The 24,112-nt window shown below is 71.2% G+C and carries 21 protein-coding genes and 1 tRNA gene; 13 read left to right on the top strand and 9 right to left on the bottom strand.

Features of this window, described 5'->3' with window-relative positions; genetic code table 11:
- Positions 1 to 224 precede the first annotated feature (224 nt).
- The 4 genes from ACSMXX_RS20205 to ACSMXX_RS20190 form a co-directional block, all read right to left on the bottom strand.
- A complete protein-coding gene (locus ACSMXX_RS20205) occupies positions 225 to 881 on the bottom strand; it encodes a maleylpyruvate isomerase N-terminal domain-containing protein (protein WP_473180109.1) in 657 nt (218 codons plus the stop codon).
- 230 nt (positions 882 to 1,111) lie between these two features.
- On the bottom strand, positions 1,112 to 3,640 hold the full coding sequence (locus ACSMXX_RS20200) for an SUKH-4 family immunity protein (protein WP_473180108.1): 2,529 nt from the start codon (positions 3,638 to 3,640) through the stop codon (positions 1,112 to 1,114).
- Positions 3,641 to 3,673: 33 nt separating this feature from the next.
- Entirely contained in the window at positions 3,674 to 4,666 is a 993-nt protein-coding gene (locus ACSMXX_RS20195) for an SMI1/KNR4 family protein (RefSeq protein WP_473180107.1), read from the bottom strand.
- Between the two features lie 321 nt (positions 4,667 to 4,987).
- Positions 4,988 to 5,734 (bottom strand): hypothetical protein, encoded by a 747-nt coding sequence (locus ACSMXX_RS20190; RefSeq protein ID WP_473180106.1) that lies wholly within the window; start codon positions 5,732 to 5,734, stop codon positions 4,988 to 4,990.
- 331 nt (positions 5,735 to 6,065) lie between these two features.
- On the opposite strand from ACSMXX_RS20190, the gene ACSMXX_RS20185 reads away from it, so the two are divergent.
- Positions 6,066 to 6,722 carry a YwqJ-related putative deaminase gene (locus ACSMXX_RS20185; RefSeq protein ID WP_473180105.1) on the top strand — a complete coding sequence of 219 codons (657 nt, stop codon included), beginning with the start codon at positions 6,066 to 6,068 and terminating at the stop codon, positions 6,720 to 6,722.
- On the top strand, positions 6,719 to 7,270 hold the full coding sequence (locus tag ACSMXX_RS20180; RefSeq protein ID WP_473180104.1) for an SUKH-3 domain-containing protein: 552 nt from the start codon (positions 6,719 to 6,721) through the stop codon (positions 7,268 to 7,270). Before ACSMXX_RS20185 ends, ACSMXX_RS20180 begins: the two co-directional genes overlap by 4 nt.
- Positions 7,271 to 7,387: 117 nt before the next feature.
- Here ACSMXX_RS20180 and ACSMXX_RS20175 read toward each other — a convergent pair whose 3' ends face one another.
- On the bottom strand, positions 7,388 to 8,923 hold the full coding sequence (locus ACSMXX_RS20175; RefSeq protein WP_473180103.1) for a sensor histidine kinase: 1,536 nt from the start codon (positions 8,921 to 8,923) through the stop codon (positions 7,388 to 7,390).
- Positions 8,924 to 9,121: 198 nt separating this feature from the next.
- Between ACSMXX_RS20175 and ACSMXX_RS20170 the strand changes: the two genes are divergently transcribed.
- From ACSMXX_RS20170 to ACSMXX_RS20140, 7 genes are all read left to right on the top strand, one after another.
- The gene (locus ACSMXX_RS20170; RefSeq protein ID WP_473180102.1) at positions 9,122 to 9,817 is read left to right on the top strand and encodes a hypothetical protein; all 696 of its coding nucleotides are present in this window, start codon (positions 9,122 to 9,124) and stop codon (positions 9,815 to 9,817) included.
- An 11-nt stretch (positions 9,818 to 9,828) separates the two neighbouring features.
- Positions 9,829 to 9,900: transfer RNA gene (locus tag ACSMXX_RS20165), tRNA-Gln, on the top strand.
- Between the two features lie 132 nt (positions 9,901 to 10,032).
- Positions 10,033 to 11,535: a bifunctional UDP-N-acetylglucosamine diphosphorylase/glucosamine-1-phosphate N-acetyltransferase GlmU gene (gene glmU, locus ACSMXX_RS20160; protein WP_473180101.1), complete on the top strand. Its 1,503-nt coding sequence runs from the start codon at positions 10,033 to 10,035 to the stop codon at positions 11,533 to 11,535.
- Positions 11,536 to 11,631: 96 nt separating this feature from the next.
- Entirely contained in the window at positions 11,632 to 12,609 is a 978-nt protein-coding gene (locus tag ACSMXX_RS20155; RefSeq protein WP_473180100.1) for a ribose-phosphate diphosphokinase, read from the top strand.
- 340 nt (positions 12,610 to 12,949) lie between these two features.
- Positions 12,950 to 13,558, top strand: a complete 609-nt coding sequence (locus ACSMXX_RS20150) for a 50S ribosomal protein L25/general stress protein Ctc (RefSeq protein ID WP_473180099.1) — start codon at positions 12,950 to 12,952, stop codon at positions 13,556 to 13,558.
- Between the two features lie 193 nt (positions 13,559 to 13,751).
- Positions 13,752 to 14,378: an aminoacyl-tRNA hydrolase gene (gene pth, locus ACSMXX_RS20145; protein ID WP_473180098.1), complete on the top strand. Its 627-nt coding sequence runs from the start codon at positions 13,752 to 13,754 to the stop codon at positions 14,376 to 14,378.
- Positions 14,379 to 14,523: 145 nt separating this feature from the next.
- On the top strand, positions 14,524 to 15,057 hold the full coding sequence (locus ACSMXX_RS20140) for a hypothetical protein (RefSeq protein WP_473180097.1): 534 nt from the start codon (positions 14,524 to 14,526) through the stop codon (positions 15,055 to 15,057).
- 155 nt (positions 15,058 to 15,212) lie between these two features.
- Here the strand turns inward: ACSMXX_RS20140 and ppc are convergent, their stop codons facing one another.
- Positions 15,213 to 18,017: a phosphoenolpyruvate carboxylase gene (ppc, locus tag ACSMXX_RS20135; RefSeq protein WP_473180096.1), complete on the bottom strand. Its 2,805-nt coding sequence runs from the start codon at positions 18,015 to 18,017 to the stop codon at positions 15,213 to 15,215.
- A 267-nt stretch (positions 18,018 to 18,284) separates the two neighbouring features.
- Between ppc and ACSMXX_RS20130 the strand changes: the two genes are divergently transcribed.
- Positions 18,285 to 19,292, top strand: a complete 1,008-nt coding sequence (locus ACSMXX_RS20130) for an acyl-CoA desaturase (RefSeq protein ID WP_473180095.1) — start codon at positions 18,285 to 18,287, stop codon at positions 19,290 to 19,292.
- Entirely contained in the window at positions 19,289 to 19,984 is a 696-nt protein-coding gene (locus tag ACSMXX_RS20125) for a TetR family transcriptional regulator (protein ID WP_473180094.1), read from the top strand. The genes ACSMXX_RS20130 and ACSMXX_RS20125 overlap by 4 nt, the downstream gene beginning before the upstream one ends.
- Positions 19,985 to 20,074: 90 nt before the next feature.
- On the opposite strand, the gene pip is transcribed toward ACSMXX_RS20125, so the two are convergent.
- From pip to ACSMXX_RS20110, 3 genes are all read right to left on the bottom strand, one after another.
- Positions 20,075 to 21,046 (bottom strand): prolyl aminopeptidase, encoded by a 972-nt coding sequence (pip, locus tag ACSMXX_RS20120; RefSeq protein WP_473180093.1) that lies wholly within the window; start codon positions 21,044 to 21,046, stop codon positions 20,075 to 20,077.
- A 142-nt stretch (positions 21,047 to 21,188) separates the two neighbouring features.
- Positions 21,189 to 21,554, bottom strand: a complete 366-nt coding sequence (locus tag ACSMXX_RS20115; RefSeq protein WP_473184873.1) for a VOC family protein — start codon at positions 21,552 to 21,554, stop codon at positions 21,189 to 21,191.
- Between the two features lie 101 nt (positions 21,555 to 21,655).
- Entirely contained in the window at positions 21,656 to 22,543 is an 888-nt protein-coding gene (locus ACSMXX_RS20110; RefSeq protein ID WP_473180092.1) for a methyltransferase domain-containing protein, read from the bottom strand.
- A gap of 71 nt (positions 22,544 to 22,614) precedes the next feature.
- Here ACSMXX_RS20110 and ACSMXX_RS20105 point away from each other — a divergent pair, with 71 nt between their 5' ends.
- Both ACSMXX_RS20105 and ACSMXX_RS20100 read left to right on the top strand, forming a co-directional pair.
- Positions 22,615 to 23,112 (top strand): MarR family winged helix-turn-helix transcriptional regulator, encoded by a 498-nt coding sequence (locus ACSMXX_RS20105; RefSeq protein WP_473180091.1) that lies wholly within the window; start codon positions 22,615 to 22,617, stop codon positions 23,110 to 23,112.
- A gap of 220 nt (positions 23,113 to 23,332) precedes the next feature.
- Positions 23,333 to 24,100, top strand: coding sequence for an SDR family NAD(P)-dependent oxidoreductase (locus ACSMXX_RS20100; protein WP_473180090.1), 768 nt, complete (start codon positions 23,333 to 23,335; stop codon positions 24,098 to 24,100).
- Positions 24,101 to 24,112 lie beyond the last annotated feature (12 nt).

Genomic DNA, 24,112 nt, shown 5'->3' with positions numbered 1-24,112 from the left:
GAGCGGGCCGCACGGGTTCCATGTCGCCAGGGATCGTGCGCGGCACCAGCGGCGATGCCCTCGCCGCGGGGATCGCGCCGCCCGTCACCTCACGGGCGTCGCGGACCATCCGTGCGAGTGACATACGGCCGGGCAGGCTTCCGCCTCGAAGGGTGACCCGAAAGGTGAACGGTGCGGCTGCCGCACCCGGCCCGCCTGCCCGTCCTGCCGCTCCGGTGGAAGTGTCAGCCGAGGAAGAGGGGCACTCTCGCGGCCAGTTCGCCGAGCGCGGCCTTCTCCGCTCCGGTCGGCGCCCGGCGGCCGGTGCCGACCAGAAGCGCGTCCTTGTCGGTCAACGACGCAGGGAACGCGGCGCCGGCGATCTCCTCGAGCATCGCGCGGGACCGGGCCAGACCCTCCGTGGGCGGCTCCGCCGCGTCCGGGAGGTGCGCGATCAGGTCGAGGTGGTGCAGCGTCCATTCCAGGACGTACGCGCTGAGGTAGTCGCCGACGGTGAGAACCACGTCGCGGGTGCCCACCCGGACGCCGGGGTCGGCGAGCCGCGCGGCGCGTCCCGCGGCCGAACCGACGTCGTCCAGGTGGAACTTGAGCAGGCTCGGTTCCCCGTACGCAGCGGCCAGCCGGACGGTCAGCGCGTCCAGCGGGTCATCACCGGTCGGCGGCCGGTCCTCGACGTTCCAGTAGGCCGCCGCGTCGACGGTCGGTTCCCCTGCGACGGGGGTGACGAGGGTGATCAGCACGTCCTGCGCGTCGATGACCAGATGGCACACGAGGTCCCGCACGAGCCAGCCGGCGCAGCCGGAGGGCTGCCCGAAGTCCTTGTCCGGGAGCTCGGCGACCGCGGCGCGCAACGCCGTCCAGGAGCGTGAGAAGAGATCCACACGGGCAACGTAGTGCGGTGCCGGAACGGCGGACAATCGCATTCCGGACGGTCGCCTCGTGAGCCCGGACTCGTGAGCCCGGTCTGTGAACAGCAGGCCCGAGTCGGGTGACCGGAGGCGCGCCTGCCTGTGCAGACGCGCCAACCCGCCTCAACGGCCGGCTGTGAAAGGCGCATTCGTCATGCCAAGGTGCCCGAGGGGGCGTCCGGCGGATCCTCGCGGGACACCCCCTAGAACAGCCCGTCCCACATCTGCTCCAGCAGCACCGCCCACCAGTTCTCCGGCGAGGAGAGCGCCGCAGGGTCCAGCGCGGCGAGCTGAGCCTGGAAGTCGACCGTCCAGCGGCCCGCCTGCTCCTGCGTCAGCCCGTACCGCAGCGGCCACATCCGGCCGAGCAGCGCGAGCGCCCGTACGAACTCCGGCAGACCGGTGCTCACGAACTGCGGCTGCGCGGGCTGCCCTTCGGGGCCGCCCTCCAGCGGTACGGCCACGATGTTCGCGGTGCCGTACTGCACGCACATCTGCTTGCCGAAGTCGTTGCCCATCACCAGATACGAGCCCGCGTCCGCGCCGGGCTGCACGCCCCGCTCCTGGGCCAGCTCGGCCAGCGTCGGCACCGGACGGCCCGGCTGGGTCTGCCCCCAGAAGAACGGTCCGACGTCCACCGGCAGCCCCGCCCACACCAGCGTCTGCCCGACGATGTCGGGCACGCCCTGCCGCGAGACGGCGTGCTGGTCGAAGCGGAAGACGGCCTGCGGCCCGAACGCCTGAAGCAGCTCCTGCCCGATCGCGTCCGGCGGCACGGGAGGCACGGGCGGAATCTGGTGCGGCGGCGGCAACGGCACCCGGTACGGGGCCGGCCGGGCCGGGCCGTCCGCGACCTGGGCCAACTCGCCCTGGTGCTCCAGGAGATGGCGCATTCCCTGCTGACGGGAGGTGTGGTCGCGTCCGTACGGCGCGGTGTGCGTGACCCGTACCTGCGGCCACGTCTCGCGGATCATGCGGGCGCAGTAGCCGCCGGGCAGCTCGCAGGACTCCAACTCGGTGTGCAGCTCCACCACTTGCTGCGGCGGCACGTTCATGTTCCGCAGCTCGTGCAGGATCTGCCACTCCGGGTGCGGAGTGCCGGGGGCGGAGCGCCTGATCAGCTGCTGCTCCGAGCCGTCCGGCGCGCGGTAGCGGAGCACCGCCATGTAGCCGGGGCCGACGGTGGGCACGCCGGAGGGCGGCGCCTGCTGCTGCGGATAGCCGTACGCGGGCGGGGCGGGCCCCGCGGGGGCGCCGGGGCCGGCGGGCGCGGCGGCGGGCGGCCCCGCGGCGGGCGGCGGACCGGCGGGCGGCCCCTGCTGCGGGAAGCCGTACCCCTGCGGAGGGGCACCGGCAGGAGCCCCGGGCACGGGAGGCGGCGGGGCGGGAGGCCCCGGTGGCGCCGGTGTGCTCGGGCCCCCCGCGGACGGGGAGGGGGGCGGGGACGCCAGCATCGTCGCGGCGTGGTGTACGTCGTCGCCGCCACCGGCGCCGGGTGCGCCCGGGGCACCGGGGGGCGGAGGCGTACCGGGGGCGCCCGGGCTGTCGCCGGGGCCGCTGTCGCCGGGGCCGCTGTCGCCGAGCTGTGCCACCTCGTCGGCGGAGACCATCTGCGTCGGTACGTAGCCCGCGCCGGGCGGCCCGGACGCACCGGGCGGCGAGCCGGGGCCCGCGTCGCCGCCGGGCCTGGCGCCGGGTGTGCCCGGTGCGCCAGGGGGCGGCGGTACGGACGGTCCGCTCCCCCGAGAGGGCGGCGCTGCTGCGGAGCCGCCCGTCGCGGCCCTGCCCGTATCGGCGTCGGGGCCGGCGCCCACCGCTCCGGGAGGCCCGGGCGGACCGGGAGGACCGGGAGGACCGGGAGGCGGAGGCGCACCGATTCCGCCGGCGCCGCCCTGTGACGGGTCCGCCAGCATCGTCGCCGCATGGTGCATGCCGCCGCCGCTGTCACCGCCGCTGTCACCGCCGGAGGCCGGACCGGGGGGCGGTGCCGGTGCGTTCGGCGGCATGGGCGGAGGCGGAGGCACGCCCGGCCCGTGAGGCTGTCCGGGCACCTGTCCCTGGGCCTGGCCGGGCGCCTGGCCCTGTGCCTGTGCCTGCTGGTCCGTGCCGTCCACAGCGGGGGACACGGCCGTGGACGGCAGGGCCGGGCCCTCGGGCATCATCTCCGTCTTCGCGTCCGGCGACGCCGGGTCGCCGGAGAGGGGCGGCGCGAAGACCGTCGCGGGCGGGGACTGTGCCTCGCCGCCGCCCGAACTGCTGGTGTCCGCCGCGTCCCACGGGCTGGCCCCGGCACCCGCGCCCGCTGCCGCACCCGTACCGGCGCCCGCCCCGGCACCCGCGCTCCGCCGGCCCGGGATGCCCATCTGGTCGGCGGCCTGCTGCAGCCACTCCGGCGGGGTCAGCAGGAAGGAGGTGGCCTCCAGGTCCAGCCGCTGCGGCGCGGACGCGCCGCCCGGAGCGGTGGCCGGCACCTCAGTCGGGCCGTACTCCTCCTCGTAGCGGCGGATGACCTCGCCCACCGGCAGCCCAGGCCACAGCGTCGTGTCTCCGCTGTCCCGCGCTATCACCAGCCGCATACGGGTCACTTCGGCGCCGGGCCCGCCGGGCTGCTCCGCCCAGGCGACGAAGCCCAGGTCGAACTCCCGCACCCGCACCTCACTGTGCTGTTCGTCCGGCACATCACCGTTGACCCAGCGCTCCGCGCGCTCCTGAGCCTGTGCGAAGGTCACCATCGCGCGCTCACTCCTCAACCCTCAACGCCGGCCTCACACTTGGACCGCTCGTGCGAAACCGCCGTCCACCATCAGGTTCGCCACGGTCTCCAGCTCCGGCGGGCTGCCCGCGAGCCGCAGCAGGAACTCGTCGAAGTCCGCGCCGCACGGCCGCATGAGCCTCTCCACGCGGGCCTGTACGTCCAGACCGTCCTGATCGCGTGCGTCGTCGAAGGCGCAGAACCACACCGAGCCGACGGATTCGCCCTTCACCTTCACCGCGATCAGGCCGCCCTGCACGAAGCCCACCCCGAGGAAGTCCTTGGTGAAGTGGTCGCGCAGGCACTTGTTGATGTAGACGAGGTCGTTCACGGCAGCGTCCTCCCGCACCGTGAAGAACGGCTGGTCGACCAGCAGCCCCAACTCGGCGTCCAGCGCCACCCCGCGCGGCGCGCAGCCGCCCGCGGCCTTCAGGAACGCCCGGTAGGCGGGCGGCAGTCCGTACCCCAGCCGTTCCTCGACCTCCAGCACCTGCGACTCGGTCACCGCGACCGAGTGCGGCACCTCGAAGTGCACCGGCCTGGTGTCCTGCAACGGCCGCGTACCGCCCTTGGCGTGATCGACGTTCGCCGTCGCCAGCCCGCCGTGATGCCGCAGCAGCACCTTCACCTCTACGGGGATCAGCTCCATGCGGCGGCAAAACGGCACGTGATGCCACGTCCAGCCGTGCGGAGTGGCCACCGGGGGCAGATCCGCCCACAGTTCGTGCCCAGAGGCGTGCAGCGCGGCGTTCGCCGACACGTAGTCCGTCAGCCGCAGTTCGTCGCCGCCGAAGCCCTCCGGCGGCTCCGCGATCTCGGCGGCGGCACGCGCGTACGGAGCGAAGACCGGCAGGCCGTGCTCGTCGACCCGTACCCCACCGGGATGACGGGCCACCCTCACCGGATCGGGGAAGTTCACGATCTGCCCGGCATAGGCCCGGTTCGGTGGCGCGGCCGTCGCCGGCGAAGCGTGAGGGCGTGCCCCCTCGATCCGGCCTGTCGTCATGGCGGAAGCCCCCTGCTGAACATCTGGCTGACATGGGACAGCCTATGCGGTACGCCGACGGCCGGGCACCGCACGGCTGGTGCGGACGATCACCCCGCACACGCGGACGCGGCCCGCGGAACGCCCGCACGGGCGGCGGCCTTGCACGTCCCTCCGATCGCCGGCCTGGCTCCCGGCCTGGCTCCCGGACTGGCTCCCGGACTGGTTCCCGGCCCGGTTGCCCGGCCTGGTTCCGGGCGTCGTTCCGCTCCCAGCTCTCCGCCGGTTCGCCGCCTGGTTCGCCGCGTGGCCCTCTGCCTGGTCCGCCGCTTGATTCCCCGGCTAGTTCTCCGCCGCGTCCGTCAGCTTCTCGTGCTGCTTCTCCACCAGGGACTTGGCCACCGACTGCGGCTCGCCCGACAGCGAAACCGACATGAACGACGCCGTGTTGGCACCCGTACGGACGATGGTGAAGACCGTCGGGGAGTCCTTCCCCTTCGCGTCCTCCATCGTGAACTGCACCGAATCGTCCCCGACGCCCACGGCCTCACCCGGCTTCGTCCGAAGCCGCGTCTTCTCACCCGCGCCGATCTTCCCCGTGAACGAACTGCAGCCGCTCAGCGCCTTCTTCAGCTGCGCCAGCCACTTCTCGGCCCCGCCCTCCGCGTACGAGGACAGCAGCACCTGCTGCACCGCACCCCCCGTACTGAGGGAACCTTTCATCAGCACGCCGCTCGTGTACGCCTTGCGCTCGTGCTCCGGCTTGGAATCCACCACATCGGTGATCGGGGAGCACCGCGGATCGTCCGACTCCATCGTGTTCTGCTCCGGCAGCGCGTCCTCCTTGTTGCGCTGCGCCCGATAACCCTTCACATCACCGGACTTGAGAAGCGCCTCCTTCAACTGCTTCTCGTCCAGCGGCGCGATACCGCCCCCGGCGCCGTCCTCGCCGTTGCCACCACCGGTGCCCTCGTCGCCGCCGTCACCGGAACCGCCGCCGGTCGCCTGCTCCTTGCCCTCCTTCTTCCCGCCGCCGTCACCGCCGCCGCTGCACCCCACAGCCGAAACGGCCAGCACGGGCACAACCACCGCCACTCCGAGAGCACGCCGAACACGGAGACCGAGACGACTACCCCTGCGACCACACGTGCGACCGTGTCGGTCACCATCACTGCGACAACGAATAGAGGTGCGGCCCATCACGGAACTCCTGCCTCGAAAAGAACGACGTACGCCAGATGCTGAGCCCAACTATCCCGACCCACCACCCCCTGACTCATCCCACTTCGGAAACCATCACATCCCCATGGCATGCCCACTGGCATGATCGACTCGCCCCCCACACTGCATACTTGGCCCGGCACACAGCACACACCACGACACAAACGGCAGAAGGGGCCGTGCGGGGAGGAACCACCACATGAACACCGCGTCGCTCAATTCCCCGGCGTCCACCGCACCGGCACGCCCGGCCGGTACGGACAGCGCGGGCGTACCGGCCGCAACGGCCACGCCGGCCGCAACCGCCACACCCACCGCGACGGGCACGCCCCGCACGCACGACGACCCCCGCGTCGGCTGGACCACCACCGCACCCGACGACGCCACACCCCCGCTCCACGAGCGCCGCGACGGAATCCTGCCCGCGGTCGCCGCCGCCCTCTCCGTACGCGGCAGCACCCTCACCTCCACCGGGAACAAGGGCGACCAGCCACCCGCACCCCACCCCCTCGTGCAGGACTTCCTCGACACCCTCAGCACCGAGAACCGCGCCCGCCATACCGGCCGCTGCCCCGAGACCGTCCTGGTCTCCCGCTACCTCACCACCACCGAGACCGCGCGCGCTGCCAAGCGCGGCAGCCGCCGTACAGGCAGCGCCAAACCCCGGCCCCTCACCCACAGCGAGGCCCGGCGCGCCCTCAAGAACGCGAAACTCACCGCCCGCCACATCCGCGAACACGGCGACCCGCTGCACGGCCGCTACGCCCCGCCCTGCCGCGCATGCGGCGCACTCCTCGCCCACTTCGGCGTACGCACAGTCGACCCCGGAACCGCAGGCGAAAAGGCCCCCCGGTGAACCGGCCCCCCGACCGGCGCACCTCCACCACCCGCTTCCCCGTCGCCGTCGACGACGCGCTGCGCACCGCCGGCTGGCAGCCGGGACGGTGGGACATGCGCCAGGCCGAGGAATGGGCCGACGCCCTGCGCGGCCACGTCTCCCCCGGCGGCCACCGGCACGCCGTCTTCCCCGCCGCCGTCGAGGTCTGGGCCGAGTTCGGCAACCTGCCCATCGCCCCGACAGGACCCGGCCGCAACATCGCCCCCTCCGGCGTGCACATCGACCCCCTGCACGCCCTCCACGCCGCCCGTACCCTCGCCGACCTCGGCCGCGCGCTGCGCACCCAGATCTGCCCCCTCGGCACCGACGGAGCCGACGCCGCCCTCCTCGCCATCGACACCGACGCACGCGTCTACAGCCTCGACCACACCGGCGACTGGTACCTCGGGCGCGACTTCGACACCGCCCTCGCCGCACTCCTCACCGGCAGCCGGCCGGAACGGCTCACCAGACCGCTCGACGCCGCCACGGGCCCAGACCCGTCAGCCTCTCCAGCGGGCCTCTGAACCGAGCCGGTCCCGACCGAGCCGGCCCGAACCGACCCTGCGCCCTTTTCCGGGACCAGCCCCCCGGAAACGGCCCGGCGCCGCCCGGCCGCCGCGGCAGCCCTACCGGACCCCGAGCTACCGGAGACCCGCTCCGTCCGGCCCGGCAGCCGCCGACCGCCCCGCCGGAATCACCGCCGACACCCGGAAACCCCCGGCGTCCGTCGGCCCCGACACGAACCCCCCGCCGAGCGCCGTCACCCGCTCCTCCATCCCCACCAGGCCGTTGCCGCCACTCGGCAGCCCCGCACCGCCCGCACCGTCGCCGTCCGCCGGACGCTCGTTCTCCACCTGCACTGCGACCTCCCCCTCGCGATGCGCCAGCCGCACCCTCGTACGGGCACCGGGCGCATGCTTGTGCACATTCGTCAGCGCCTCCTGCACCACACGGAACGCGGTCTGCTCCACCCCCGCCCCGTAACCACGCGACGAACCGTCCACCGAGAGTTCGACGGACATCCCCGCCTCCCGCGACTGCCCCACCAGCGCATCCAGCCCCGAGAGGAACGGCCCCTCACCCGCCCCCTTCTCCTCCGCCGCAGCCCCGGCCGAACCGTGCGAGCCATGGGAACCACGCGGACCAGGCGGACCAGCCGGGCCGGACACGGCCCCCGCACCGGCAGCACCCGCACCCGCGCGCGGACCGCCCAGGACACCGGCCTCCCGCGACGCCCCCTCCCGGCCCCGCCCACCCCCGTCGTCCCTGGCCGACCCCGCCGCAGCCACCGCGAACTCCGCCAACCGCACCGACGCGCCCCCGGAGCCAGAACCGGAATCCGAACCCTCCGGCCCTTCCTCGTGCGAACGCAGCACCCCCAGCATCGTCCGCAGCTCCGTCAGCGCCTGCCGCCCCATGTCACCCACCACGGCCGCGTTCTTCGACGCCTTCTCCGGGTCCTTCAGCGCCACCGCCTGCAGCGCGGCCGCATGCACCACCATCAGGCTCACCCGGTGCGCCACCACGTCGTGCATCTCCCGCGCGATCCGCGTCCGCTCCTCGCTGCGCGCCCACTCCGCCCGCTCCTCGGCACGGTCCGCCAGCAGCGCCAACTCCCGCTCCAGGCCGTCCGCCCGCTCCTCCAGCGACTCCACCAGACGCCGGCGCGCACCCACGTACAGGCCCATCAGCACCGGCGGCGCCGTCAGCCCGATCGCGACCACGACGGACATCAAGGGGATGAACCACGCCGGCGGATTGAACCCGGCGTCCTGGCCGATGCTCTGATGCATCCGTATCACCGTGATGATCACGGCGGCGGCCGCCTGCATGCCCGTCAGCAGCACAGTGATCCGGCGCGGCACATCGGCCGCGACCGCCAGGCTGTACAGCCCGATGAAGCCGAGCAGATACCCCATCTCCGCCGGCGACAGCGCGATGGACACCAGCACGACCGCGATCGGCCACCGCCGCCGCAGCACCAGCGTGGACCCCGCCACCAGCCCCAGAACCACACCGGACGCCGCCGGCAGCCCGGCCTCGTCTGCGAAGTCCACGCCCTGTACGGCGCACTCCACAGCGGAAATCAGGCCGAGGGTGATGTCCAGCACGGCACTCCGCCGGCGCTTCCACCACCATGGCCCGCCGACGGTCTCCCTATCCCCCGTCTCGGTCATACCGACCAGCGTACGACCGGGCGCCAAGCTCTTTTCCGACTCGTACAGGACCCGAACACTCCGTCGCCGGAACCCAACATTCCGCTCAACAGCAACCGCGGGCGGGATGCGCAACGAAAACGCCCGTTCCCCGCTCGAACTGGTGAATAGTCCCTGTTTCCACCGCACACCCCCGCGGACCTCGCGCAAGCTTCCGGCATGGTGCAACCGAAACCCGAACTGAAGGCCCGCGCCCGGGAACTGCGACGGGCAGGCAGGACGTACGACGAAATCGTGGCGGAGCTGGGGGTGGCGAAAAGCTCCGTGTCCCTGTGGGTACGGGACCTCCCGACACCGCGACGCTCCGTGGAGCACGCGCGCAGGATGGCCGAGACGCGGTGGGAGCCGTACCGGCGCGAGCGGGACCTGACCCGCAAGCAGTCGACCGAGCGGGCAAAGCGGGACTTCGGCTGCCTGAGCACGCGGGATCTGTTCGTACTGGGCGTGGGCCTCTACTGGGCGGAGGGGGCGAAGAGCAAGCCGTACAGGCTCAGCGAAGCCGTCACGTTCATCAACAGCGACCCGGACATGATCAGGGTCTACTTGGCCTGGCTGCAGCTGCTCGAAGTCGCACCCGACCGCCTGCGCTTCTCCGTGATGATTCACGAGTCCGCGGACGTGGCGGGAGCCGAGAGCTACTGGGCGGATCTCGTCGGGGCCGACCGGCAGGCCTTCGGCAAGACCACCCTCAAGCGGCACAACCCGAAGACGGTACGCAAGAATGTGGGAGCCGACTATCGCGGGTGCCTTGTGGTCCGCGTGCTGCAAGGTGCTGATCTGTACCGTCGCATCGAAGGCTGGTGGTCGGGCATAGTAGAGGGCGCTGCAGCGGAGCTGGCGCAATGTCCGTTTTGACTGCTTTGCTATCCCCTGTGGTGTAATTGGCAACACTGTCGGTTTTGGTCCGACCATTCCAGGTTCGAGTCCTGGCAGGGGAGCTCAAGGTTCGAATCCCGGCCCCCGGCCTCCCCGAGGTCGGGGGCCGCTCTCGTGTCCGGATCCGAGGCCCTCCGTAACCCACCGGTATCCTGCGGGTGTTCCCCCTGACCCCGTAGCCGAAGGGCACCCCCGTGAGCGCCAACCGCCCGGCAGCCGTCGTCGTACTCGCAGCGGGTGAGGGCACCCGTATGAAGTCGGCGACGCCCAAGGTTCTGCACGAGATCTGCGGCCGTTCCCTTCTCGGCCATGTCGTCGCCGCGTCCCGCAGCCTCTCCCCCGAGCACCTCGTCGTCGTGGTCGGTCACGCGCGCGAGCAGGTGACCGCGCATCTCGCCGAGGTGGACGCCGATGTGCGTACGGCGGTGCAGCACGAGCAGAACGGCACCGGCCATGCCGTCCGCATGGGCCTGGAGGAGCTGTCGGGCAGCGGCGTGGCGCTCGACGGGACGGTGATCGTCGTCTGCGGGGACACCCCGCTGCTGACCGGGGAGACGCTTCAGGCGCTGGCCGGGACCCATGCCGCGGACGGCAACGCCGTCACGGTGCTGACGGCTCAGGTGCCGGACTCGACGGGTTACGGGCGCATCGTGCGCGATCCGGAGAGCGGCGCGGTGACGGAGATCGTCGAGCACAAGGACGCGACGCCCGCGCAACTGGCCATCACGGAGATCAATTCCGGGGTGTTCGCCTTCGACGCCCAGCTGCTGACGGACGCGCTCGGCAAGGTGCGTACGGACAACAGTCAGGGTGAGGAGTATCTGACGGACGTGCTCGGCATCCTGCGCAGCGCCGGGCACCGTGTGGGTGCGTCGGTGGCGGGCGATCACCAGGAGATCCTCGGGATCAACAACCGGGTGCAGCTTGCCGAAGCGCGCCGTCTGCTGAACGGCCGTCTGCTGGAGCGGGCGATGCTCGCGGGGGTGACGGTGGTCGATCCGGCGTCGACGTGGCTGGATGTGTCGGTGTCGTACGAGCAGGACGTGACGGTGCTTCCGGGTTCGCAGTTGTCGGGTGCGACGCATCTGGCCACGGGTTGTGAGGTGGGCCCGAATTCGCAGTTGACGGATACGGCCGTGGGTGCGGGTGCGTCGGTGAGCAACACGGTGGCGTCAGGTGCGGAGATCGGCGAAGGCGCGAAGGTCGGCCCGTTCACGTATTTGCGGCCCGGTACGAAGCTGGGTGCGAAGGCGAAGGCCGGCGGTTTCGTGGAGATCAAGAACGCGAAGATCGGCGACGGTTCGAAGGTTCCGCATCTTTCGTATGTGGGTGACGCCTCGGTGGGCGATCACACCAACATCGGTGCTGCGACGGTGTTCGTGAATTACGACGGTGAGAACAAGCACCGCACGTCGATCGGTTCGTACTGCAAGACGGGCGCGGACAACATGTTTGTGGCGCCGGTCACTGTCGGGGACGGCGCCTATACGGCGGCTGGTTCGGTCATCACGAAGGATGTGCCGCCGGGTTCGCTCGCGGTCGCGCGCGGCCAACAGCGCAATATCGCGGGCTGGGTGGCGCGCAAGAGGCCGGGAAGCGCGGCGGCTCAGGCGGCGGAGAGCGCGGCGGAAGGCGCTTCGGAGGGTGCCGTGCCGGCGCCGGACCCGGGGGGCGCCGAGGGTCCGCGGGGTGGCTGACGAGCGGCGACGGCTCCAGCCGGGTACGCGGGGCTGTAGGGCGGGGCGTACGGTTAAGTGACACGCACGCCCCGCGGAACTCAAGGAGACGGTGCAGTGACCGGGATCAAGACGACCGGCGAGAAGAAGTTGATGCTCTTCTCCGGCCGCGCCCACCCCGAGCTGGCGGAGGAGGTTGCGGATCAGCTGGGTATCGGTGTGGTCCCGACCAAGACTTTCGACTTCGCGAACGGCGAGATCTATGTCCGCTTCCAGGAGTCCGCGCGTGGCGCCGACTGCTTTCTGATGCAGAGCCACACGGCTCCGATCAACAAGTCGATCATGGAGCAGCTGATCATGATCGATGCTTTGAAGCGTGCTTCGGCCCGCAGTATCACGGTGATCGTCCCGTTCTACGGCTATGCGCGTCAGGACAAGAAGCACCGGGGGCGGGAGCCCATTTCGGCGCGGCTGATGGCGGATCTGCTGCAGACGGCGGGTGCGGACCGGATTCTCACGGTGGATCTGCACACGGATCAGATTCAGGGTTTCTTCGACGGTCCGGTGGATCATCTTTTCGCGTTGCCTGTTCTCGCGGACTATGTGGGCGAGCAGGTGGACCGGGACAAGTTGACGGTGGTCTCGCCGGACGCGGGCCGTGTGCGGGTTGCGGACCGGTGGGCGGACCGGCTGGGTGCGCCGCTGGCGATCGTGCACAAGCGCCGTGATCCCGAGGTCGCGAATCGTGTGACGGTGCACGAGGTGGTCGGTGATGTCGAGGGCCGGGTGTGTGTCCTGGTGGACGACATGATCGACACGGGCGGCACGATCTGTGCGGCGGCGGACGCGCTGTTCGCGAACGGCGCGGAGGACGTCATGGTCACCGCGACGCACGGTGTGCTGTCGGGTCCCGCGGCGGACCGGCTGAAGAATTCGAAGGTGAGTGAGTTCGTCTTCACGAACACGCTGCCGACGCCGGGTGAGCAGGATCTGGACAAGATCACGGTGTTGTCGATGGCGCCGACGATCGCCCGCGCGGTGCGTGAGGTCTTCGAGGACGGTTCGGTGACGAGCCTCTTCGACGAGCAGGCGTGAGGAGGGGCGGCCCGGGCGGGTGCACGCCCGGGCCGCGTCGTACTGCCGCTAGTCCTGCCGCGTCGTCCTGCCGCGTCGTCGGGGCAGCCAGGTCTCCCGCTTCGTGATCGATTTCCGCACGGCCTGCGTCGCCGCGTAGACTCCCGGTGTCGCTCGGCGAGGGAGGCCGTGTTCGTGCGCTGGTCGTACGGTCCCGGCTCATCCGTTATCGACGCGCGCTCTTCGCCAGGGTTCGCACGGCGTTCCGTCCGTGGCCGGCTCTGCGGCGTGGCCGGTCTGTCGTGGACGGACCGAGTGACACCCCAGATGCGGGATCCGTTTCGAGTGCGAGGAGCGCAGCATGGCTGACGTCAATCTTTCCGCGAGTATCCGTTCCGAGTTCGGCAAGGGCGCTGCTCGTCGTCTGCGCCGCGAGGAGAAGATTCCCGCGGTGATCTACGGTCACGGCGAGGACCCGGTCCACGTGGCTCTGCCCAGCTACGACATGATGATGGCGCTGAAGACGCCGAACGTGCTGATCCACCTGGATGTCGAGGGCAAGAAGCAGCTCGTCATTCCGAAGGCCGTTCAGCGTGAGGCGATCCGCGGCTTCCTGGTCCACGCGGACCTGCTGGTCGTGCGCCGCGGTGAGAAGGTCAGCGTGGACATTCCGATCCACGTCGAGGGCGAACTGGCTCCCGGGCAGAATCTGCTGGAGCACGTGCTGGTGGCGCTTCCGGTCGAGGCCGAGGCCACGCACATTCCGGAGTCCGTCACGGTGTCCGTCGAGGGTCTGGACGCGGGTGACTCGGTCACGGCCGGCGAGATCAAGCTGCCGAAGGGCACGACGCTGACGGTCGACGAGAGCGATGTCGTGATCCAGGTTCTCGCGGCCCAGGCGGAGGAGCCGGCTGCCGAGGAGGAGACCGAGGGCGAGGCGGAGGCCCCGAGCGAGGTCGCCCCTGAGTGATCCGGTCCTTCCGGGTACCGGGTCTGTTTCCGACTGCCGCCGCGTTCCCTGGCTGCATGGCCGGGTGGAGCGCGGCGGCAGTTGTTCCGCTCCTGCTGAACGCCGCACGCCGACGTTGCATGCCGACGTTGCATGCCGAACCCTGCATGCCGAACCCTGCATGCCGCATGCCGAACGCTGAAGGACCGCACACATGACGACTGTTGCCGGTACGGGTGATACGGGTGGTACGGGCGCGCCGGGGCCCTGGCTGGTCGTCGGGCTGGGCAATCCCGGGCCGGCTTACGAGGGCAACCGGCACAACATCGGCTTCGCCGTCACGGATCTGCTGGCTTCCCGCATCGGGGGGAAGTTCAAGGCGCACAAGTCGCGTTCGCGTGTGCTGGAGGGCCGTTTCGGGGCGCCGGGTTCGGCGTCGGGCTGCCGGGTGATCCTGGCGCAGCCGATGTCGTACATGAATCTCTCGGGTGGTCCGGTGACGGCGCTGCGCGACTTCTACAAGGTGCCGCTGGAGCGGATCGTCGTCGTGCACGACGAGCTGGACATCGACTTCGGGGTGCTGCGTCTGAAGAAGGGCGGCGGCGACAACGGCCACAACGGGCTGAAGTCGCTGACGAAGTCGCTGGGGCCGGGGTATTTCCGGGTGCGGTTCGGTGTGGGCCGGCCTCCTGGCCGTATGCCGGTGGCGGACTACGTACTGAAGGATTTCTCCGCCGCGGAGCGCAAGGAGCTCGACTACTTCGCGGACCGTGCGGCGGATGCGGTGGAGTCACTGGTGCTGGACGGCCTGGAGCGGGCGCAGAGCACGTACAACTCGTAAGCTCCGCCCGGGGGTTGCCCCGGAACAGGGACGAAGGCCCCGTACCGACCGTGCTGCCGGGGAGGAGCCGGGCGCATCCGCCTTTTACGGTCCAAGCAGGATGCGGAGGTTGACCCTCCGGGCGGTTTGCCCAAGGATCTCGGCCATGTCCTCCTCGACGTCCTCCGCCACGAGCAGGGTCACAAAGAAGCGCAGCCGTTCTCGCCGGGCCGGGGAGAGCATGTTCGGGGTGCTGCTGCTGACGCGCAACATCGTCCTGACCCTGATCGCGCTGCTGCTGCTCGTCGCCGGGGGCTGGACGTCGTGGCAGACGGCGGGGCCCGCGCTGACGGGCGATGCGCGGGGCACGGTGCGGATCGCGGAGTGCGGCGAAGAGGTGTGTGCCGGAACGTTCACCCCGGCCTCCGGCGGCAGTTCGCAGCCGAAGAAGGTGAAGGTCGCCGAGTCCGCTTCCGGCAAGGAGGGTGAGCGGCTTCAGGTGGCGCTGCGTCCGGGCACGGAGGAGGCCGTACGGACGGGGCCGTCGGGTGCGCTCCACGGCGCGCTGCCGTTCGGGGGTTCGCTGGTGCTTGCGGCGCTGGTGTTCGTGGGCGGGATGCGGATGAAGCGCACGGCGCTGGTGCTGGGGCTGCTCGGCGTGGCACTCATGGGTGCCTCGTGGGCGCTGCTGACGTTCTGAGGAGACGCTCCGTACGCAGCCGTACGCAGCCGTACGGCAGTCTGTACGGCAGCGGCAGGACAGCCGTACGGCGCGGCCGTGGCGGGAAGGGCCTTCTTCCCGCCACGGCCGCGCCGTCGTCCGTGACGATCGTCGCCGTCCGGTGAGCGTGCCCGTCAGCCGGTGTTGCGCAGTCCCGCGGCGACGCCGTTGACGGTCAGCAGCAGTGCGCGGCTGAGCATCTGGTCAGGCTCCTCGCCGCGTTCGGCGGCGGCGCGCTGCCGGTGCAGCAGCGTCACCTGGAGGTAGGAGAGCGGGTCGAGGTAGGCGTCGCGGATGGCGAACGTCTGCTTCAGTACGGGGCTGGCGTCGAGCAGTTCGCGTTCCCCTGTGATGCTCAGCACTTCCCGTACGGTCAGGTCGTGTTCGGCGCGGATGGCGTCGAAGACGTGCCTGAGTTCGTCGGGCACGAGGGTGTCGACGTAGTGCTGTGCGATGCGCAGGTCCGTCTTGGCGAGGGTCATCTCGACGTTGGCGAGGAAGTTCTGGAAGAAGTGCCAGTGTTCGTGGGCTTCTTGGAGCACTCCGTCGAGCCCGGCCTCGCGTGCCGCCTTCAGTCCGGTGCCGACGCCGTACCAGCCGGGGACGATCTGCCGCGACTGCGTCCAGCCGAACACCCAGGGGATGGCGCGCAGTCCGTCGAGTCCGGCGCCGCTGTCGGGGCGGCGTGAGGGCCGGGAGCCGAGGTGGAGTTCGGCGAGCTGGTCGACGGGGGTGGAGGCGAAGAAGTAGGCGGGCAGGTCGGGGTCCTCGACGAGGCTGCGGTATGCACCGTGTGCGGCGTCGGAGACGGTGTCCATGGCGGCGTCCCAGCGGGCGAGCGCCTCGTCGGACTGGCGGGGCGCGGTGTGCAGCGCGGACGCCTGCAGGGTGGCGGCGACGGTCAGCTCCAGGTTCTCCCTGGCCAGCGACGGCACGAGGTACTTGTCGGAGATGACTTCGCCCTGCTCCGTGACCTTGATCTCGCCTTCGAGGGTGCCCCAGGGCTGGGCGAGGATCGCGTCGTGCGTGGGGCCGCCGCCGCGGCCGACGGTGCCGCCGCGGCCGTGGAAGAGCCGCAGCCGTACGCCGTGCCGGTGTGCGACGTCGCGCAGCCGCCGCTGGGCGCGGTGGATCTCCCACTGGGAGGTGGTGATGCCGCCGAACTTGGAGGAGTCGGAGTAGCCGAGCATGACCTCCTGCAGGTCGCCGCGGAGCGAGACGAGCTTGCGGTAGGAGGGGTCGGAGAGCATCGCGTCGAGGAGTTCGTCGGCGATGCGCAACTCGTCGGTGGTCTCCAGCAGCGGGACGATGCCGATGTCCGCCCAGCCGGCGTGCAGGTCGACCAGGCCGGCCTCGCGTGCGAGCACGGCCGCGGCGAAGACGTCGTCGGCGCCCTGGCACATGGAGATGATGTAGGACTCGATGACTTCAGGCCCGAAGGTCTCCAGCGCCTTGCGGACGGTGCTGAAGACGCCGAGGGTCTTCGCGCCCGCCGCGTCCAGCGGCGCCGGCGAGGGCGAGAGGGGGCGGCGGGAGCGCAGCTCCTTGGCGAGGAGGCGCTGCCGGTAGTCGCGGGGCATGTCGATGTAGCGCCAGGACTCCTCGCCGAGGCGGTCGAAGAGCTGGCCGAGGGCGTGGTGGTGGGCGTCGGCGTGCTCACGTACGTCCATGGTGGCCAGCTGGAGACCGAAGGCGGCCAGCGTGCGCAGTACGCGTTCCAGGCGGCCGTCGGCGACGAGTTCGCCGCGGTGTGCGCGCAGCGAGGTCTGCAGCAGCATCAGGTCGTCGACGAGTTCGCCGGTGCCGAGGTAGTCGCGCCCGGCGGCGTGCGGTGCGCCGGCGGCGAGCCGGTCGCGGGTGTTGAGGAGCTTCTGCCGTACGCAGGTGGCCTTGAGGCGGTAGGGCTCTTCGGCGTTGAGGCGCTTGTAGCGGGGGCTGATCTCGGGCAGCCGGTCCAGGTCGCGGCTGAGGGAGTCGAGCAGTTCGGTGGTGGCGCCGCTGTTGCGGATGGAGTTGGAGAGGGCGCCGCGCAGCTCGTCGATGTGTTCGAGGGCGTCGGTGATGCCGTGTTCGTGCTGGAGCAGCAGGACTTCCCAGGTCACGTCGGGGGTGACGTTGGGGTTGCCGTCGCGGTCGCCGCCGATCCAGGTGCCGAAGGTGAGGGGCCTGGTGCCGGTGGGGAGGGGCGCGCCGGCCCGGTCGAGTTCGGCGGCGAGGTCTTCGAGTACGTCGCCGACGGCGCCGCGGTGCAGTTCGTCCAGGTAGTAGACGGCGTTGCGGGCCTCGTCGGCGGGTTCGGGGCGTGCGACGCGCAGCTCGTCGGTCTGCCACACGAGGTCGACGTTCTCGGCGAGGCGCAGGTCGGTGCGGCGCCGGTCGTCGCTGTCGGTGTGTTCGAGCAGTTCGGCGATCTTGCGGAGCTTGGTGAGGACGGAGCGGCGCGCGGCCTCGGTGGGGTGCGCGGTGAAGACGGGCCGGACGCCGAGGTTCCGCACGGTCGCGGCGAGGTGTGCCGGGTCGGCGTCCTTGAGCATGTCCGCGGTGCGGGAGAGGTTGCCGCCTTCGGCGGCGCGGCGGGCACGCAGTTCGCGGCCGCGGTGGACCTGCTCGGTGACGTTCGCCAGATGGAAGTACGTGGAGAAGGCCCGCACCAGCTTGGTGGCGGTCTCCAGGTCGGTCCTGCCCAGCAGTGCCGCCGCCGCCTCGCCGTCGCTGCGTGTCAGTGCCCGTACGCGTTCGACGAGGTCGAGCAGTTCGGCGCCTTCCTGGCGGACCAGGGTCTCGCCCAGCAGGTCGCCCAGGCGGCGGATGTCGGCGCGCAGCGCGCTGGTCGCCTCGGTTTCGGCGGCTGTCTCGCAGACGGGTCCGGTGCCGGCCCCGGACCCGTTTCCGCCCTGCTGGTGGCGGGTCTCGGCTCGGCTCACATCGGCACTGCTCACAGGTGCGGCTCCTTGCAGCATTTTGCTTCGGGCAGATCACGGACCGCGCTGTCCGACGCTCCCCAGGATATGCGGGGGCGGCCTTCCGCCCGGTGTGCCGTCCGATGGGTGAGCACGCACTCGTCTCCCCCATGCCCCCACTTGCTACGCCTGTGAGGGCTGCCATACTTACGAAGCCGTAGGTTACGGTTCCGTAGGACTTGCGTGGGCACGAGACGAGAAAGTGCACGACGCAGAAGCCCCTTACCGCTCTGACAAGGGACATCTATGACCACAAGCCCCCCGGACGTACTCGACACCTCCCCCGACGCCCAGAACGAGACCGCTTCCACCGCCCCGGATTCCCCCGCCGCCCTGGCGACGCTCGGCAGTGAGAAGCGCGGCTCGGTGGAGCAGGTCGCGCTGCTGGCCTTCATCGTCGTCCCCTTCATCGCGCTGCTCGCGGCGGTGCCGCTGATGTGGGGCTGGGGAGTGAGCTGGCTGGATCTCGGCCTGCTCACCGCCATGTACTTCATCGGCTGCCACGGCATCACGATCGGCTTCCACCGCTACTTCACGCACGGCTCGTTCAAGGCGAAGCGGCCGCTGCGCATCACGCTCGCCGTCCTGGGTTCGCTGGCCGTCGAGGGTCCGGTGGTGCGCTGGGTCGCCGACCACCGCAAGCACCACAAGTTCTCCGACGCCGAGGGCGACCCGCATTCGCCGTGGCGCTACGGCGAGTCCGTCCCGGCCCTGATGAAGGGCCTGTGGTGGGCGCACGTCGGCTGGATGTTCGACGAAGAGCAGACGCCGCAGCAGAAGTACGCACCCGATCTGATCAAGGACCCGGCGATCCGGGCCGTCTCACGGCAGTTCGTGCTGTGGACGACGGTGTCGCTGCTGCTGCCCGCCGTCATCGGCGGCCTGGCGACGATGTCCTGGCAGGGTGCGCTGACGGCGTTCTTCTGGGGTTCGCTGGTGCGTGTGGCGCTGCTGCACCACGTCACCTGGTCGATCAACTCCATCTGCCACGCGGTGGGCAAGCGGCCCTTCAAGTCCCGTGACAAATCGGGCAACGTGTGGTGGCTGGCGATCCTGTCCTGCGGTGAGTCGTGGCACAACCTGCACCACGCCGACCCCACCAGCGCCAGGCACGGCGTGGAGCGGGGCCAGCTCGACTCCAGCGCGCGCATCATCCGCTGGCTGGAGCTGGCGGGCTGGGCGTACGACGTGCGCTGGCCGGCCCGTTCGCGTATCGACTCCCGCCGCAAGGAGCAGTCCCGCCAAGCGGCATGATGGAGCCTGTGCCGACGGATGACAGCACCGCGAAGCCCGCAAGAGCGGCCAGGGCCGCCAAGAAGGAGAAGCGCGCCGCCCGCCGCCGGATGAGTGGCAAGGAGCGTCGCGAACAGCTGCTCGACATCGGACGTGCCCTCTTCGCCGAACGGGGCTTCGAGGGCACGTCCGTCGAGGAGATCGCTGCGAAGGCGGGCGTCTCCAAGCCCGTGGTCTACGAGCATTTCGGCGGCAAGGAAGGTCTCTACGCGGTCGTCATCGACCGTGAGATGCGGCAGCTCCTGGACATGGTGACGGGTGCCCTCACGGGCGGGCACCCGCGGGAGCTGCTGGAGCAGGCGGCGTTCGCGCTGCTGGACTACATCGACCTCTACACGGACGGCTTCCGCATCCTCGTCCGCGATTCGCCCGTCGCACAGTCGACGGGCAACTTCGCGTCGCTGATCAGCGACATCGCCACCCAGGTCGAGGACATCCTGGGCCGCGAGTTCAAGTCCCGCGGCTTCGACCCGAAGCTGTCGCCGCTGTACGCGCAGGCGCTGGTGGGCATGGTCGCCCTGACGGGGCAGTGGTGGCTGAACGTCCGCAAGCCGAAGAAGGCCGAAGTCGCCGCCCACCTGGTCAACTTGGCGTGGCACGGCCTGGACGGGCTGGAAGCGAAGCCGCGCCTGATAGGCCACCGGCGCAGCTGACCTGCCGGGACGGCTCGTCGCTCCGGCCCGGCTCGGCTCGGCTCGGCTCGGCTCGGCTCGGCTCGGCTCGGCTCGGCTCGGCCTGGAGCGTCATCGCACAGCGAAGCCGTCGAGGGCGGTGCGGATCTCCGCGCTCGTCCTGTCGCTGCCGAGATGTCCCGCGTCCTCGACGACGACGAGACGTGAACCGGGCCATGCCCGGGCCAGTTCCCAGGCGGTGTTCAGCGGGCCGCCCATGTCGAAGCGCCCGTGGATGAGGACACCGGGGATGCCGGCGAGGCGCCCCGCGTCCCGTATGAGCGCTCCCTCCTCCAGCCAGGCGCCGTTCGAGAAGTAGTGCGCGCAGATTCGGACCAGAGCGTGCCGGGCTTCGGGCGGCCGGTCCCCGTACGTCTTGGGGGCGCCGTCCTGGGCCTCCATGGAGAGCACCGTGTCCTCCCAGCGGCACCATTCGCCGGCTGCCTCCGCCCGTACGGCGGCGTCGGGGTGCGCCATGCGCTTCGCGTACGCCGCGAGCACGCCGGGGAGGCCCGCCTCGGGATCGGCTTCCGGCACGGCGGCGGCGAAGCGGTGCCGCTCCTCGGGGAAGAACCGGCCGGCGCCCTGGTAGAGCCACTCGGTCTCGGACCGCCGGGTGGTGGTGACGGCGGGGATGACGATCTCCGAGACGCGGCCCGGGTGCTGCTGCGCGTAGGCGAGGATCAGGGTGGATCCCCAGGAGCCGCCGAAGAGCAACCACCGCTGGATGCGCAGGTGTTCACGGAGGAGTTCCATGTCGGCGATCAGATGGCCGGTGGTGTTGTGACGCATGTCCGTGGACGGATCGGCGGCGTGCGGGGTGCTGCGCCCGCAGCCGCGCTGGTCGAAGAGGACGACCTTGTAGCGGCCGGGATCGAAGCGGCGCCGGGCGACGGTGCCGCTGCCCGATCCCGGTCCGCCGTGCACGACGAGGGCGGGCTTGCCCTCCGGGTTGCCGCACACCTTCCAGTGGACGCGGTTGCCGTCGCCGACGTCGAGCATTCCCTGGTCGTAGGGCTCGACGGGCGGGTACAGATGGCTCATGCGGGAAGTCCCTCCGGCTGGGCAGAAGCGGCACCATACGGAGGCCGGCAGGGGCGGGCAACCGGTATTCGCAGGCGCGTACTTGAGCCGTGACCGACGCGGCAGGGACCCCCGCACGCTGGTCATCACGCCCTGCCGGACATCACTCCCTGACCTCGGGCTCCAGGAACTCCAGGCGGTTGCCGACCGGGTCCTGCGAGTAGAAGCGGCGGTGGCCGGGGAGGTCCGCGTCCCAGGTGACGGGGGCCCCGGCGCCGGCGAGACGGGCGGCGAGGGCGTCGATGCCGCGTACGCGGATGCCGGGATGGGCCTTCCTCGCGGGCCGGAAGTCCTCCTCGACTCCCAGGTGCAGTACGGCGGAGCCCGCCGCGAACCAGCAGCCGCCGCGTGCGGCGAGGGCCGGCGGCTTGGGGATCTCCGTCATGCCGAGAGTGTCCGCGTAGTACGTACGGAGGGCGTTCTCGGAGCCCGGCGGGGCGGCGAGCTGGACATGGTCGAGGGAGTCGATCCAGCTGGACGGGCCGGACGCACCGGGCGGAACGGACGTACCGGACGAGCCGGGTGCGGTCCCGGGCGGCGGCTCCGGTTCCTCCGCCGGGCGTCGGCGCGTCACCGCTTCACCGCCACGACGAAGACGCGGCGGAAGGGGAAGACGGTCCCCCGCCCGGGATCGCCGCTCAGCGGCGGATAGGCCTCACGCAGCAGCCGGCCGTACTCGGCGAGGAAGGCGGCCTGCGCCTCCGGGTCGTCCGCGAGCAGCGTGAGGACGGGACGCAGGGCGGTGCCCTTGACCCAGTCCAGGACGGGATCCTCACCGCTCAGCAGCTGCGCGTACGTGGTCTCCCAGGCGTCCGTCTCGCAGCCCAGCGAGTCCAGCCGGGCGAGGTACTCCGGCGGGTCGAGTACGGAGCCGATACGCGACGCGGACGCCAGACGCCCGCGCCAGCGGGGCGAGTTGCGCAGCTCCTGCAGCAGGGTGTGGCTCGGGGCGTCGAAGTTGCCCGGGACCTGGAAGGCGAGCACGCCGCCGGGCGGCAGGGCGTCGACCCAGGCCGGGAAGAGAGCCGTGTGAGCGGGGGCAGGGCCGGGAGATCGTCCGTTGCCTCCGGGGAGGACCCGTCCCTTGCCTCCGGCAGGGAGGACCCAATGGAGAGCCGCGTTCGAGAAGATCAGGTCGAACCGCTCGCCGCCCTCGGGGCTCCACGTGGAGAGGTCGGCGTAGGTGAATTCGAGGCTGCCGCCCGCGGGCGTGTCACCGGCGTGGGCGCGGGCCTCGGCCAGCATGGCCGGGGAGTTGTCGTAGCCGGTGATGCGGGCGGCGGGCCAGCGCTCGGCGAGCATCAGGGACGGGCCGCCGGGTCCGCATCCCAGGTCGGCGATGCGCGGGGTCTCGTCCTCGCGCAGTGCGGGCACGCGGGCGAGCAGGTCGGCCAGCGGGCGGTTGCGGTGCCCGGAGTGACGTTCGTACTGATGCGGGTCCCACACGGATGACGTCATGGTGGCAGCCTCCAACCGATGTATCTCGATGTCAAGAGACTTCATGTCGACACAACTACTACACTGATCACATGGAGGACGAGGTCGACCGACTGGTGGCAGCCTGGCGCCGCGAGCGCCCGGACCTCGACGTGGAACCGCTGGAGGTGCTCAGCCGCGTCAGCAGACTCGCGCGGCATCTGGACCGCGCACGCCGGATCGCCTTCTCCGAACACAACCTGGAGCCCTGGGAGTTCGACGTCCTGACCGCGCTGCGCCGCGCGGGCACCCCGTATCAGCTCTCACCCGGGCAGCTCCTCACCCAGACGCTCGTCACCTCGGGGACGATGACGAACCGCATCGACCGGCTCGCCAAGAAAGGCCTCGTCGAACGCCGGCCCGATCCGAGCGACCGGCGCGGCGTACTGGTGCGGCTCACGGTTGAGGGCCGCGACAGGGCCGACAGCGCCCTGGCCGGGCTGCTCGACCAGGAACGCGCGCTCCTCGCCGGGCTCTCCTCGGCGCAGCGCGGCGAACTGGCCTCGCTGCTGCGGCAGTTGACGGCACCGTTCGACAACATCCCCGGCTGACCGGGCTCCGGACGACCGCTGGGCGAGCGCACCGACACCGGCGTCGAGTCGGTGGCTCCCCGGCAGTCCCCGTGAACTCGGCCGGTCGCGGCCGCTGTTCGAAGAAGGACGTGCCGCGGCGCGGAGGGAACTCACCACCGGGCGAGAACTGTTGCGCCGGTGCGGCCCGCCCCGGAGTGCCCCGCTGCGATGCGCGCCGCGCAGCCCGTAGCATCCGTGCATGGGCGGACGTCATTCGAATCGATTCACTGGACGCACCGTCCTTGTCACCGGCGGTGGCGCGGGTATCGGGGCCGCGACGGCTCACAGGCTGGCCGACGAGGGCGCTGCCGTGGTCATCCTCGACAACGACGAGGACGACGGGCACCGCACCGCCCGTGAGATCACCGCGGCCGGCGCCCGCGCCGCGTTCGTGCTCGGCGACGTCACCGACGAACCCGCCTGGGCCAGGGCCGTACGCACCGCGCACGACGGTTTCGGGCCGGTCGACGGGCTGGTGAGCAACGCCGGACTGATGCTGCCCGGGCCGGCCGGTGAGCTCCCACTCTCGGACTGGCAGGCGCAGTTGGGCGTGAATCTGACGGGCGCCTTCCTCGGATTACGCGCGTGCCTGGAAGATCTCCGCGCCCGCGCCGGCGCCGTCGTGCTGACCTCGTCCGTGCAGGCGCTCGTGGGCCTGCGCGAGCGTCCCGCGTACGCGGCGGCGAAGGCCGGCCTGACAGGGCTGGGCCGCCAACTCGCCGTCGACTACGGGCCGCAGGTCCGCGTCAACAGCGTGCTGCCCGGGCCGATCGTCACCGGCGCCTGGGAGGGCACCAGCGAGGAGGATGCGCGGCGCACGGCCGAGCAGACCGTCGCGGGCCGCTACGGGCACCCGGACGAAGTCGCCGCCGCCATCGCGTTCCTGCTCTCCGACGACGCCTCGTACGTCACGGGCACGAGCCTCGTCGTGGACGGCGGCTGGAGCGTGTACAAGACCTCGCTCTGACCGGCTCACCGA

It is taken from the genome of Streptomyces sp. DSM 116795, from assembly GCF_055792905.1.
This window is presented reverse-complemented; position numbering and strand designations above follow the sequence as displayed.